The sequence below is a fragment of the Ottowia thiooxydans genome, from assembly GCF_040548795.1.
GTDB lineage: Bacteria > Pseudomonadota > Gammaproteobacteria > Burkholderiales > Burkholderiaceae_C > Ottowia > Ottowia thiooxydans_A.
Genome location: NZ_JBEPSH010000013.1, coordinates 32561 through 46128, shown reverse-complemented (window position 1 = coordinate 46128; position 13568 = coordinate 32561). Strand labels below are relative to the sequence as shown.

10 protein-coding genes are annotated in these 13568 nt (G+C 60.5%); 4 read left to right on the top strand and 6 right to left on the bottom strand.

Translation table 11 applies throughout. The features are described 5' to 3' along the window. Window positions 1-148: 148 nt before the first annotated feature. Window positions 149-4078 (top strand): beta strand repeat-containing protein, encoded by a 3930-nt coding sequence (locus ABIE13_RS24955; RefSeq protein WP_354448569.1) that lies wholly within the window; start codon window positions 149-151, stop codon window positions 4076-4078. 5 nt (window positions 4079-4083) lie between these two features. Here the strand turns inward: ABIE13_RS24955 and ABIE13_RS24950 are convergent, their stop codons facing one another. Beyond that, entirely contained in the window at window positions 4084-4989 is a 906-nt protein-coding gene (locus ABIE13_RS24950) for a LysR family transcriptional regulator (RefSeq protein WP_354448568.1), read from the bottom strand. Window positions 4990-5142: 153 nt separating this feature from the next. On the opposite strand from ABIE13_RS24950, the gene ABIE13_RS24945 reads away from it, so the two are divergent. Both ABIE13_RS24945 and ABIE13_RS24940 read left to right on the top strand, forming a co-directional pair. Then, window positions 5143-6189, top strand: a complete 1047-nt coding sequence (locus tag ABIE13_RS24945; protein WP_354448566.1) for a hypothetical protein — start codon at window positions 5143-5145, stop codon at window positions 6187-6189. 10 nt (window positions 6190-6199) lie between these two features. Continuing rightward, entirely contained in the window at window positions 6200-6922 is a 723-nt protein-coding gene (locus ABIE13_RS24940) for a class I SAM-dependent methyltransferase (RefSeq protein ID WP_354448564.1), read from the top strand. 196 nt (window positions 6923-7118) lie between these two features. Here the strand turns inward: ABIE13_RS24940 and dmpG are convergent, their stop codons facing one another. The 5 genes from dmpG to ABIE13_RS24915 are packed head-to-tail and all read right to left on the bottom strand — an operon-like array spanning window position 7119 to window position 12622. Then, the gene (gene dmpG, locus ABIE13_RS24935) at window positions 7119-8189 is read right to left on the bottom strand and encodes a 4-hydroxy-2-oxovalerate aldolase (RefSeq protein ID WP_354448562.1); all 1071 of its coding nucleotides are present in this window, start codon (window positions 8187-8189) and stop codon (window positions 7119-7121) included. Next, window positions 8173-9114: an acetaldehyde dehydrogenase (acetylating) gene (locus ABIE13_RS24930; protein WP_354448561.1), complete on the bottom strand. Its 942-nt coding sequence runs from the start codon at window positions 9112-9114 to the stop codon at window positions 8173-8175. Before ABIE13_RS24930 ends, dmpG begins: the two co-directional genes overlap by 17 nt. Then, the gene (mhpD, locus tag ABIE13_RS24925; protein ID WP_354448559.1) at window positions 9107-9928 is read right to left on the bottom strand and encodes a 2-keto-4-pentenoate hydratase; all 822 of its coding nucleotides are present in this window, start codon (window positions 9926-9928) and stop codon (window positions 9107-9109) included. Before mhpD ends, ABIE13_RS24930 begins: the two co-directional genes overlap by 8 nt. After that, window positions 9921-10901, bottom strand: coding sequence for a 3-carboxyethylcatechol 2,3-dioxygenase (locus ABIE13_RS24920; protein ID WP_354448557.1), 981 nt, complete (start codon window positions 10899-10901; stop codon window positions 9921-9923). The genes mhpD and ABIE13_RS24920 overlap by 8 nt, the downstream gene beginning before the upstream one ends. Continuing rightward, window positions 10898-12622 carry a bifunctional 3-(3-hydroxy-phenyl)propionate/3-hydroxycinnamic acid hydroxylase gene (locus ABIE13_RS24915; protein ID WP_354448555.1) on the bottom strand — a complete coding sequence of 575 codons (1725 nt, stop codon included), beginning with the start codon at window positions 12620-12622 and terminating at the stop codon, window positions 10898-10900. Before ABIE13_RS24915 ends, ABIE13_RS24920 begins: the two co-directional genes overlap by 4 nt. A gap of 133 nt (window positions 12623-12755) precedes the next feature. Here ABIE13_RS24915 and ABIE13_RS24910 point away from each other — a divergent pair, with 133 nt between their 5' ends. Further along, window positions 12756-13565 (top strand): DNA-binding transcriptional regulator, encoded by an 810-nt coding sequence (locus ABIE13_RS24910; protein ID WP_354448554.1) that lies wholly within the window; start codon window positions 12756-12758, stop codon window positions 13563-13565. The last annotated feature ends 3 nt before the right edge of the window (window positions 13566-13568 follow it).

Below are 13568 nucleotides of genomic sequence, written 5' to 3'. Positions count from 1 at the left end.
TCTCCCTTACACCGGTGTTCTCGGTGCTCATTGGGTGTGGCAATATGAGTTAATTGATACAAGTTGTATACAAGGCGTTTGTTTTTGGCAATAATCCGCGGCGCCCGTCGCAGAAATTTGCAAATCGGGGGCTTTCGGAGTTATTTCCTTGCAATCCAATCTGCAGTTCGCTTCACCAGTTCCCGGGGGCTTTATCAAACCCACGCTGGTGCGCTCACGCATCGTTCTCTCCCGCCTCATTTTGTGGTCTGTCTTCACTTCGGCCCTAGGAGCGCCTCTGCTCTCCCAGGCCCAAAGCTGCAGCCCTGGAGAAACACCTGCCGCATTTGGCTTTACCGGGGTAGCGCAGAACCTTACCGTGCCTGCCGGCGTGACTTCGCTCAGGGTTTTCCTCAACGGCGCCCAAGGTGGTAATGGCCGCAGCGGTGCTGGCACCATCGGTGGTAGCCCGAACTCTATGGGCGGGGTTGGAGGCATGGGTGGGCGTATCAGTGGCACTTTGGCCGTGGTACCCGGGACTGCCCTCGTCATCAATGTGGGCGGCCAAGGCTCGCAATCGTTGAACGCAGGTGGACTGGGAGAAGGAGGCTTTGGCACAGGTGGCGGCGGCACCGACCTGCGAGTCGGGGGCAACGGGGTTGGCAACCGAGTGGCCATTGCCGGCGGCGGTGGTGGTGGTGGCAACGCCGGCTGGAGTACTGCGAACGCGATCGCAGGGGGTGCCGGAGGCGTCGGCGGTGGTGGAAACGGCGTGGCAGGCGCCACGGTACCTGGTGGCAGAGGGCCGTTCGGCGGAGGTGGCGGCGCCGTTGGTACTGGCGGGGTGGCCGGTGCTGGTTGCGGCGGATTTCCGGCCACTGCGGGCAATGCCAGCACCGGTAAAGGGGGAAATGCCTCCAACTTCAGCGGTTCGTTTAACGGCGCCGGCTTCGGCGGCGGCGGCGGCGGCGGCGCCACGATTGGCGCCGGTGGTGGAGGCGCTGGCGTTGGCACGACGACTTGCCAACAGAATTGGAATGGCGGCGGCGGGGGTGGCGCTGGAGGCTCGACGGCCGCCAGCGGATTGACCAGTGTCACCATCAACAATGGGGTTAACGCCGGCAATGGATCGGCATTGATCTGCTTCGCATCACCCACATTCTCGGTAGGCGGCACTGTGTCCGGTCAGACAGGGGCCGTCAATCTTGCGCTGGTGGGTTCCAATCCGGCGAGTAGCCAACAGCTTACCGTTCCAGCGGGCGCCACGGCATTTGCATTTGGCACACGCTTGCCAGCGGGGGCGAACTGGAGTGCCAGTGTGTCGAGCGCGCCCGCCGGGCAGTTATGCACTTTGAGTTCCTCCAGCGGAACGAATATTGGCGCTAACGTCACGAGTGTGGCATTGTCATGCATCACAGTGGCGGTATCCGTCAATCCGGCGACGCTATCGGGCGGCACACACAGCTTGCCAATTTCGCCGCAACAGCTCTCTGCAGCCAGCGCGAACGGCGGGACGGCGCCCTACGGCTTTGCAGTGACCGCAGGGACTCTGCCCAATGGTCTTTCACTCTCGCCTGACGGCGTGCTGGCGGGAACACCAAACGGTGCAGGATCGTATACCTTTACTGTGCAGGCCACTTCAGCCAATGGCTTCCGTGGTTTCCGCACCTACAGCATCGTAATCGCGCAGCGCGCGCAGAGTATTTCAAACTTCGCCTCCGCGCCAGCGGCACCGGTGTTCGCATCGGGGGGAACGTTTACCGTGGCTGCGGTCGGCGGGGCGTCGGGCAATCCAGTGGTGTTCGCCAGTTCCACGCCTGCAGTTTGCACGGTGGCAGGAAGTACAGCCACCATGGTTGGTGCAGGTGCCTGCGCATTGACGGCCAATCAAGCCGGGAACGCCAACTACAGCGTAGCGCCTACCGCGAGCCTCACGGTCACGATTGGCAAGCAGAATCAAGCTATTTCAAACTTCGCCGCGACGCCTGCGGCACCAGTGTTCGCATCGGGCGGAACGTTCACAGTGGCTGCGGTCGGCGGGGCGTCGGGCAATCCAGTGGTGTTCGCCAGTTCCACGCCTGCAGTTTGCACGGTGGCAGGAAGTACAGCCACCATCGTAGCCGCGGGGGATTGTGCATTGACGGCCAACCAGGCCGGTAACGCCAACTACAACGCAGCGCCTGCCGCTAGCCTCACGGTCACGATTGGCAAGCAGAGTCAAGCTATTACGGCATTCGCCGCGACGCCGGCGGCACCGGTGTTCGCATCGGGCGGAACGTTCACAGTGGCTGCAGTCGGCGGGGCATCGGGCAATCCTGTGGTGTTTGCCAGCTCCACACCTGCGGTGTGCACGGTGGCAGGAAGTACAGCCACCATCGTTGGCGCAGGTTCCTGTGCATTGACGGCCAACCAGGCCGGCGACGCCAACTACAGCGTAGCGCCTACCGCGAGCCTCACTGTCACGATTGGCAAGCAGAATCAAGCTATTTCAAACTTCGCCGCGACGCCTGCGGCACCAGTGTTCGCATCGGGCGGAACGTTCACAGTGGCTGCGGTCGGCGGGGCATCGGGCAATCCTGTGGTGTTCGCCAGCTCCACACCTGCGGTGTGCACGGTGGCAGGAAGTACAGCCACCACCGTTGGCGCAGGTTCCTGTGCATTGACGGCCAACCAGGCCGGCGACGCCAACTACAACGCAGCGCCTGCCGTTAGCATCACGGTAGAAATTGGCAAACAGAGTCAAGCTATTACGGACTTCGCTGCGACGCCAGCGTCACCGGTGTTCGCATCGGGTGGAACGTTTGCCCTGGCTGCGGTCGGCGGGGCGTCGGGCAATCCAGTGGTGTTTGACAGTTCCACGCCTGCGGTGTGCACGGTGGCAGGCAGTACAGCCACCATCGTAGCCGCGGGGGATTGTGCATTGACGGCCAACCAGGCCGGTAACGCCAATTACAACGCAGCGCCTGCCGCTAGCCTTACGGTAACGATTGGCAAGCAGAGTCAAGTCATTACTTTGCAGGTCTCTCCGAGCACCATCGTATTCACGCCTGGCGGCACTTTTACCGTGAACGCAACGGGTGGCGCATCAGCGCTACCCGTGACCGTCACTATTGCTGAAGAGAGTGCGAGCGTGTGCGCGTCGGGCGGTGCCAACGGTACGACCATCACCATGCTGTCTGCGGGTGACTGTGTGGTTCATGCGGATCAGGCAGGCAACAGCAACTACGAAGCTGCGACGCGTGTGACACAAACCGTAAGCATCAGCAAGGCCACGCAAACGCTCACGTTTGACGCTCAAGCTGCGCAGGTCTTGGGGGTAGGCGGAACGTTCTCGATCAATCCCCTCGCCACCAGCGCAAGTCCTAACAGTGGCGCACCCATTGTCTATCGCTCACTGACTGAGGCCATATGCACGCTGAGTGGCACCGAAGTGACGGTGGTGGGCAGCGGCACATGTGACGTGGAGGCCAGCCAGGCTGGTGACGTCAACTATTCAGATGCCGAAGCAGTCCAACAAAGCATATTGATTAGCGCGCCAATTACATCCTTCAGCGGCACCACGCAACCCCCAGGTGGTGTAGGCAGCGCCCCGGCCGGCCTGGCAACAGCCACGATCTCAGGCGGTGGCCCGCGCTGTGCGTTTGATCTGGATTCCGGCAACACAGGCTTTATCGCTGCGACTGCACCACCTCCGCCTGGTCGGCTACTCAACCAGGGGTTGTTCAAGTTCAAATTGGTGGGATGCGATGCCTCTCCAGTGCGTGTCACCGTGACCTGGCCGACAGCCGTCACCGCTTACATCAAGTATGGAAAAGCTGAGCCGAGTGCAGGTACCAACAGCTACTTTGCCCCCACCGGCCTGAATGTGGCTGGACAGGTGGTCGCATTTACCGTGACCGATGGGCAACAGGGCGATGACGACTGGGCCGTCAATGGGGAGATCATCGACCCCTCCGGTCCGCTCGTTTCCGACGGCGGCGCGCCGAAGGCAATTCCTACCTTGAACCAATGGGCCCTGGCGTTGTTGGCTCTGTTATGTCTGTATGCGGCCGGATATGCGTCGCGACGCCGTGGCGGTGCCGCAGGTGGCACTCGCTGAGCGGCTTACAGAGTGAAGCCATCTTCAATCGAATTACCTTCACTCAAACCCTGCGCCAATGCCTCGAAAACCACCCTTATCCTCCGCGAGGTACGCAGTTCGCGGTGGGTGACCAGCCAGATCGGGAAGATCACAGGCGGCACGTCGTCCAGTACGCGAACCATGCCGGGGGTTTCGCGGGCGATCTTGTCCATCATGGCGCCGATGCCCATGCCCTGGCGTACCAGCGCCCAGTGGGCTACCGTGTGGTCCGAATAGCAGCTGAAGTTCACTTCGCTAACGGGCAGGCCATGTTGGCGCAGGTAGGCCAGGAACTGGCCTGAGCGGTCGGCGCCCACAAAGGGCAGGTGGGCCGCTTCCTCGGCGCTGCGCGGATGGCCGTGGATCTTCACCCAGTCTTCAGATGCGTAGAAGTTGGCTTCCGCCTGCCGGATCAAGCGGGCAATCAACTCGGGTTGTTCCGGCTTCACGTGGCGGATGGCAATGTCGGCCTCGCGGCGCAGCAGGTCGCTCAGCGCATCGGACGAGATCACCTCGATCGTAATGCGCGGTTCCTGTTCGCGCAGCTGCCGCACCAGCGGGGACAACAGGTAAAAGGCGACCATGTCTGTGGCGGATACTGTGACCACACCGCCCACCGTCTGCGATCGGCCGGTGGCTGCCATGCCCAGGGCCTCGGCTGCAGCGCCCATGGCCCGGGCATGTTCCAGCAGGTCCAGCCCGGTGGGGGTAAGTGCCATGGCCTTGCCCACGCGCTCGAACAGCGTCACGCCCATGCGCTGCTCGATGGCCGCCACCTGCCGGCTCAGAGTCGGCTGAGTCAGGCCTAGCTTGCGGGCAGCCGCCGACAGCGAACCGGTTTCAGCGGTTTCCAGAAATGCCCTGAGCTGGTTCCAGTCGATTTTGTCCATGCATAAATGTATATCTCCACTGCAAGTTTCCGCTATTTCCTGTTGACCTGCGTATGGATAGCATTTCAGTCTTACCTCACGCCCAACTGTTGCTCTTTCATCCCTATGTCAAATCTCACCTACTTTTCATTCCCGGTCCAGAAGTTCCTTTTCATGAGCAAGGCAAACGCAAGTCCGCTGTTCCGCTGGGCTTGCCTTGGATTGGCTGCAGTGATGCTTGTGGGCTGTGGCGGCGGCAGTGACGACAACGGAACCTCACCTCCACCCTCCGGCGGGATGTTTACGGTAGGGGGGGCGGTCAGCGGCCTGGGCACGGGGAAAACGCTGACGCTACAGAACTCCGGCACCGACGATTTGGCATTGAGTGCGAACGGCAATTTTGTGTTTGACACCCGGCTGGACAGTGGCGTGGCCTACGCCGTGACGGTCAAGACGCAACCCATCGGGCAGCGCTGCATCGTGACGCAAGCCACGGGCACCGCGACAACGAATGTGAGCGATGTGCAGGTGCGCTGCGACAACCTGGCGCCAGCCACCTTCACGGTAGGGGGCTCGGTGTCGGGATTGACAGGCTCTATGGTGCTGCAGAACAACTTGGGCGACGATTTGCTGGTGGCCAGCAACGGCGGCTTTACCTTCCTTTCGGCATTGGCTGCGGGCAGCGCCTACGCCGTCACGGTCAAGTCCCAGCCCGTGGGTCAGAGTTGCACGGTGCGTAACGGCAGCGGCACTGTGGCCTCGGCCAATGTGGGGGCGGTGGAAGTGACCTGCGCCACATTGGCGGCAGCCTTGCCGCAGGGCGACTGGAAGCAGGAGGCATGCGTGCTCATCGGCCCCGGCCAATGGGGTCGCTCACTATGGCGCATTGCAAAGCAGAGTGAAACGCACGCCACCGTCAGCTTAGGCGTTGCCACGTACACGGATGCGAACTGCGCAGTACCTGGTCAGATCATCGGCGGGCAGGCAAGCGACGGGGGCGATTTCAAGTTTGACCGCACGGATGCAACACCCACGCTCAGCGCCTTCTGGGGCAACTGGGCTCAGATCACCGGGCAAACTTCGCGCACTGTGTGGGCGCGCAAGGGAGCGTATCTCTGCCTGCTGGGCGATCAGACACCGACGGTATTCCCCACAGCGGCCAGCGTGGAGAGCTACGTCAACGCCATCATCCCCAACAAGATTTGCTACACACAGAACTAGCATCCAGGTCTTGCCGCTTGCTCAAACGCTGCCCTCTCTATTGATGTCGTCCCTCGCCATGACCCCGCGCTCCGACGCCTTACCCCCTTCCATCGCAGCCGCTCGCAAGGCAGCTTTCTGGGACCGCACTGCGCGCAAGTACGCGGCTGACCCGATCGCGGACATGGCGGGGTACGAGGCCACGCTGCGGCGCGTGCAGGCCTTCCTGTCGGCAGATCAGGATGTACTGGAACTCGGCTGCGGCACTGGCACCACCGCGCTGCGCCTGGCGCCTTCAACCCGGCGGCTGCTGGCCACCGACGTCTCGGGCGCGATGATCGCCATCGCACAAGAGAAGCTGACGGCGCAACCTGTACCTCAACTTAGCTTCGCGGTAGCAGACGCCGACGCGCCGGTGATTGGGCAAGGTGCATACGACGCGGTGCTGGCTTTCAACCTACTGCATCTGGTGAGCGATCTCGACCACGCGTTGGCGCTTGCCGTGCAGGCCTTGCGGCCGGGCGGTTTGTTGATCTCCAAAACGCCCTGCATCGCCGAAATGAACCCGCTCATCCCTTGGCTCGCATTGCCAGTGATGCGTGCCATCGGCAAGGCTCCCGACGTGCTGTGCTTCAACGCGGATCGCCTGCAATCGGCCGTCCTCCGGCAGGGGCTGGAGATCGTATCGGTCGAGCGGCACGGCACACGGGGCAAGGACTTCCGGGTCTTCATCGTGGCTCGGAAACCGGCCTGAGATTCCCAGCTTCACAAGCAGGCTTAAGAACGTGTTTACGATCTATTCGGGGTCGCGTTGGGTCGCAATCGGGATGGTTTGAAGGTCGTTTGCGCCGCATGGGCTATTGGCTGCGCATCGCGCCTTTCATCCCATCCCGCCATGACGCTTGCGCGACCCCGAATAGATCGTAATGGGCAGGGGGGTGTTGAACATCTCAAAGAACCGTTATCGCAAGTGGGACCGCCTCGCGGCCAACAACTTGAGCTGATCGCTGTCGTGCCATCGTGATCGCAGTGTCTTCAATCATGTCCTCCTGACCGCCCACCATGCCTCTTCTGCCGAGCTCGACCAGTAAGTCCCGAGCGGGTACGCCATACTTGGCTTCAGCGCGTTTGGCAAAAAGCAAGAAACTCGAATACACGCCCGCGTAGCCCAGAGTCAGTGAGTCGCGATCGATGCGAATCGCATGGTCCATCATCGGGACGACCAGATCTTCCGCAACATCCTGGATCTTGAAAACATCGACACCGGTTTCAATGCCCATGCGTGCGCACACGGCAATGAACACTTCCATCGGCGTATTGCCTGCTCCAGCACCCAAACCCGCGGCGGACGCGTCGATCCGATTAGCGCCAGCCTCGACGGCCGCAAGCGAGTTCGCGATGCTCATCGCCAAATTGTGGTGCCCGTGAAAGCCGAGTTCCGTCTCCGGGCTCAATGCAGCGCGCACTGTCGCTATGCGAGACGTGACGTCGTCGGGAAGTAAGTAACCGGCCGAATCGGTGATGTAGAGACAGTTCGCACCATAACTCTCCATTAGCTTGGCCTGTTTTGCCAAGCCCTCAGGACTGTTCATGTGCGCCATCATGAGAAAGCCCACAGTATCCAGGCCTAGCTCGCGAGAACGGTTGATATGTTGCTCGCTCACGTCCGCTTCGGTGCAGTGGGTTGCAACGCGGATCGTGCCAACGCCTAACTCGTGCGCCATCTTGAGATGATCGATCGTCCCTATTCCGGGCAAAAGCAAGGCCGAAATGCGAGCCTGCTTCATGAGCGGAATCACGGCACTCAGGTACTCCTCATCTGTATGTGCCGGAAACCCGTAGTTGACGGAGCTTCCACCTAAGCCATCTCCGTGCGTCACCTCAATCAGGGGTACGCCCGCCGCATCTAGGCCGCAAGCGACCGACTTCATCTGATCCAGAGTCATCTGATGGCGCTGGGGATGCATGCCATCGCGCAACGTCATATCGTGGACTGTGATTTTCTTACCTTGTAACTGCATGGTGTGACTCCTCAAGTGGTTGTGCACCGACCATGGAACTGGACGAAAGCATCTGTTGTGCAAAAAGATCGGCGGTCCGTGCGGCCGCCGCCGTCATAATGTCCAGATTGCCGGCGTACTTCGGCAGGTAGTCTCCCAGACCCTCGACTTCCATGAAGATGGAAACTCTGTTGCCATCGAACACGGGTCCGTTGACAAGGCGGTAGCCTGGGACGTAGCGCTGAACCTCCTTGACCATCTGAAGAACCGACGCTCTGATCTCCTCTTCACGGGGTGTCTCATCCGTCAGGCAGTGGATGGTGTCGCGCATGATTAGCGGCGGCTCGGCTGGGTTGATGACGATGATGGCCTTCCCCTGCCGGGCGCCGCCGATCGCTTCCACGGCCTTAGCCGTGGTGCGGGTGAACTCGTCAATGTTTTTCCGAGTGCCCGGGCCCACGGAACGACTTGCAACCGTTGCGATGATTTCCGCGTACTTGACGCTCTGCACACGCGAGACGGCAGCGACCACCGGGATGGTTGCCTGTCCGCCGCAAGTCACCATATTGACATTCATCTCGCCGCTTCCGATGTGCTGCGCCAGGTTGACTGAAGGTACGCAGAACGGGCCGATGGCTGCGGGAGTGAGATCGATCATCAATACGCCCAATTCATTCAGTCTCCGGCTGTTCTCGCGATGGGCATAGGCGCTCGTAGCGTCGAAGGCGATCCTGATCCCGTCTTCGGTAATGTGCGAAAGCAGACCATCGATGCCGTCGGCAGTCGTCTTGATGCCCATTTCATCTGCCCGCTGAAGTCCATCAGATGCAGGGTCAATACCCACCATCCATCGTGGTTCGACGAACTCGCTTCGCTGCAACTTGGCCAGCAGGTCGGTGCCAATGTTTCCCGGTCCGATAACCGCGCATCCAATCTTTCTACTCATAGAGTTCTCCTGTTTTTATTTCGCTGAATTGCACAGCAACAGACCCTATTCCGGAAATCTGCATCTCGAAACGATCTCCTGCCTTGGCTGCGACCATCGGGCCCAAGGCCCCTGTCAGAATCAGATCGCCAGCTTTAAGCGGTTGCTGCAAGCTCGCCATCTTTCTTGCAAGCCATACGGCAGCGTTGAGTGGGTGTCCGAGGCAGTTGGCTCCTGTGCCCCTGGACACCACCTGGTTTCCCATCTTCATTGCCATCTGGCAGTCACGCAGGTCAAGGCCCTCAAGTTTGCGAGGTGTACCTCCCACCACGACCAGCCCGCTCGATGCGTTGTCGGCCACCGTGTCGAAGAACCCGATCTTCCAGTCCGCAATTCGGCTGTCGACGATCTCGATGGCCGGCAAGACGTACTGGGTGGCGCTCACGATGTCAATCCATGTGGTATGAAGATGCGGAAGGTCCTTGGAAAGAACCAACGCTATCTCTCCCTCGACTTTGGGTTGCAAGAGCTTGGTCATCGGAACAACTTCGTTGTCGCCGTAAACCATGTCGTCCAGCAAAGTTCCGAAATCGGGTTGATCGACGCCAATCTGCTTCTGGACCGCCAGCGAGGTAAGTCCGATTTTCCGCCCTACGACGCGCCGCCCATTGGACAACGCATGGTCTACGTTGAACTGCTGAACCTTGTAGGCCAGCTCGGGACGCATGCCAGCATCGAGTCCTGCTACGTCGCGTAGCGCAGGGATGGGGCTGCGCAATGACTGCGCGCGTCGCAGTATCTCCGCCATTTCCTTGACAGTTTCAGCTTCATTCATGGGGTAGTTGGGGGTGTTGTGGAGAGGAGCCGTCCACGAACATCAGGCCGTAACCGGCGATGAGTTCGTCGATGGCTTGGTAGTGACGAAACTCGCACCCCGAGACACCAGCAGGGAGGGCGGCACGGCCGATCAGCCAGGTTTTTGATTCGTGCCCAGACAGTCCGGCGTCCCGTGTGATGGCGTCCTCGGTCAATGTCTTGAAGTAGGCGAAGTCCGCATGCTCGATCGCTTCCATCCAGCGCGCGTCCCATGCCTCGTTGAGTGGTTTCATCGCAGGATCACCCGCGGCAAGCGCACGCCCGGCTGCGATCACGAGTTTGATTTTTCTTTGCCTGATCTCCTCCGTCAGTTCGGAGCGGGTGGTGATGCGTTCTCGCACAGCCGGATCGCTATCGTCCATGCGCGGAACGGGTGGTTCGTGCGACAACCCGCCGGAGCCGAGCAGCAACGTACGTCCAGGCAACTGCTCGACGAAAGCGCCCAGTGCCCGCCCCAGTTCGAGACAGCGAGCCACCCGCGGGATGGAGGGCGGTGCTACCGAATTCACGAAGATTGGCAGGACGGGTGGTGTGTCGAGCGAACCCCAGATAAGCTGCAGGGGTTGTGTAAAACCATGGTCAACACGCATCCGGCGAGAAACAGCAGGATCGAATCGCATGTCCGTCAGAAACTCGGCGCAGGCAAGTGCGGTGTGTGCGTCCACGTTCAGAGATCCGGTCGGCATCAGGTAGTCACCCACCGAGGTGGCCGAGCTTCCGATGCAAAAGGTTGGCATCAGCTCATTGAAGAAGCCGTTGTAGTGATCGGGTCCAATCAGCACAATGCGGTCAGGCGCCCAACGCAGGACATGATGACGCGCTTGCTCGATCGCACTTCGGAGTCTGGCTTCAATCGCCGGGTCGATCTTTGCCAGGCCGAGAAGCGGTGTGTGAGACATGCCCAGGAACGCGCGTATACCCCGGGCGGTCATGCAGCGACTCCCTGAGTTGCCGGCCGACTTGCTGGGCAGACGGCTGTCGGGTTGCTTGGCTTGATTTCAGCTTTGTATATCGACGATGCAGGATCTTCAGATTGCACGAGGTCCATTGCTCGGGCCAACGCATCGAGCGTCGTATCCAGATCGCAAGGCATGCAAACGGCAGCGACGATCCGGTCTGGTCGCAAGACTACGACCGAACCCGCCGCGATATCAAACCACCTACGCAACTCGTCGTCACGGTCCGTCACCACGATGCCATCCTGCGGAGGCTCACGGTCGATCAACTGACATGGGGGCCGCACAACGATCGACAACGTGTCCAAAGTCTTGAGAATGCGGCGGGCGCGCAGCCCCAACCACCGGTCGACATTGACACTCCAGCTGACGAGCGCAAAGCGGAGGCCGATGGCATCGTCCAGGCGAAGGCTCTGGCCGCTTGCGTCACTTATCCATGGCTGCGGCATCATCTTGCCCACCAACCCTTTAGGGTCCGGCGATGCGGCGTGCACGATAGCCCCACTGCGAAAGAAGGGCATAGGTTTGAATCGCATCTCCGCGATGTAGTTGCGTAGACTCGGGATGCGCGAGATCCAGGGTGCAGCAACATTTCGAAGCGTGCGAAGTAGAGCGTTGCCCGGGACAAAGATCCGACCCACGAGCACCGACAGGTCGATCATTGCGGCAGCATGCGCGTGCCTTTCTTCGGTGTAAGTATCGAGCAGGCGTTCGCCGCTGCGGCCCTGTACCGCCAGCGCGAGCTTCCACGCCAGGTTGGTTGCGTCGCGGATTCCGGTATTGAACCCTTGGCCCTGCCATACGGGCATCAGGTGCGCGGCATCGCCCGCCAGAAAGACATTGCCGCGGCGGAAGCTCGGTGCGATGCGAGCATGGTGCGTATATACGCGGTGCCGAATGATATCGGGGTTGACGTGTGCCGGCAGCACACGCTTGAGCAGCTCGCGAATAGTGTGAGTCTCTTCATAGGTTCGTTCGTCTGCGTTTGTCGGAACGAGAAACTCGAAGCGTCGAATGCCGTGGGGCAACGCGATCTCGACGTACGGGAAGTCGTCACGCAACACCAGACTGACGTTGGGCGTGCCGATGGGATCGTTCGCAATGTCGATCACCAGCCACTTTGTGGACTCACTTTTACCGTCGAACGGGATGGCCAGCATGCCGCGTACGGCGCTGCGGCCACCGTCACAACCCACCAGAAAGCGAGCCGTGATTTCCCGAGTCGATTCAGCAGGTGAGTCCTGGCTTGATTTTGATTGCACCTTGATGCGTACGTGGTCCCCGTTATCGACGACGCCTTCGACGCCATGGCCCAAGCTCAACTGGACGTGCGGAAAGCGGTCAAGTCCAAATGCAAGCTCACGATCGATCAACGGCTGGATAAATCCGCTGCGTCGCGGCCAGCCGAAAGGTTGTGCCTGTGGGTTGATCGACACCAGCACGCGCCCACGGCGGTCGATGAAGCGCATCGCTTGATTGGGAACGCTGTGCCGCCGGACAGAATCTGTCAGTTGAATGGCTTGGAAGCTGCGCAGACTCTCGTCGTCAAGTCCCACACCGCGTGGATAGTCGATCAGCGCGGGCAGGGTCTCGAGGACCAAGGTGCGAATGCCGAGCATGCCAAGGTGATTCGCGAGAGTCAGTCCGCAGGGGCCCGCACCTGCGATCACCACGTCCCATTCAGTCAATGCAGTCATATCTTCACCCGGCAGTTGCTCTGTAATAAATGCAATGCTCGCGGTTCACAAGGAGGCTGTAAACTGAGTGCATCAGGTGCACTCATGCCTTCGTAAAAACCCGTTGCCGAAGTGCCAACACCAGGAGACTTGCATGCCCACAGCGCCGTCATCGGACAACAATTACAAAGAAGTCCGCGGTCTTACACGTGGCCTTCTGCTTCTCAAGGCGCTCAATGCGTCCCCGGGCGGCATCGCCACCACAACAGAACTCGGACGTGCTTGCGCAATGCACCGAACAACCGTCAAGCGCTTGATGGAAACGCTGCGCGCCGCAGGACTCGTTCGTCATGGAGAGCGCGATGGCCAGTACTACCTAACCTTTGAAGTGAGACGTCTGAGTGAGGGCTTTGCCGATGAGGCATGGGTATCTCAGGTCGCCACTCCACTCATGCATGATTCTGTGAAAGACCTGCTGTGGCCTTGTGACATCGCGACTCTCGAAGGCGGCTTCATGGTCGTGCGCGAGTCGACACACCGATGGAGCACGCTGTCGCAGCATCACGCACGGCTGGGTCAGAAGTTGCCACTACTGGTGACGGCTGTCGGCCGCGCCTATCTGGCCGCATGCTCCGATGAAGAGCGAGACACACTGATCAAGATCCTGGCAGAGCGTGGAGATGAGACGAGCGAAATCGCGCGCGATCGCCGTCAGGTCGCCAAGATGGTCCGCGACACTCTGCGTCGCGGATACGCCATCAATGAAGGTGAGTGGAGCCTCGAGTCCGACTTCGGCGCGATCGCCGTCCCGGTCTTCTCCGGCAAACGCTTGCTGGCCGCCATTAACATGATCTTTCCGCGCAACGCAGTCTCTCCAGGCGACTTGAAGTCGCGCTACGCAGTGCGCTTGACGAAACTCGCTCATTCGATCGGCAGCGCAAGCCGATCCTGGATAGAGGAGTGAACT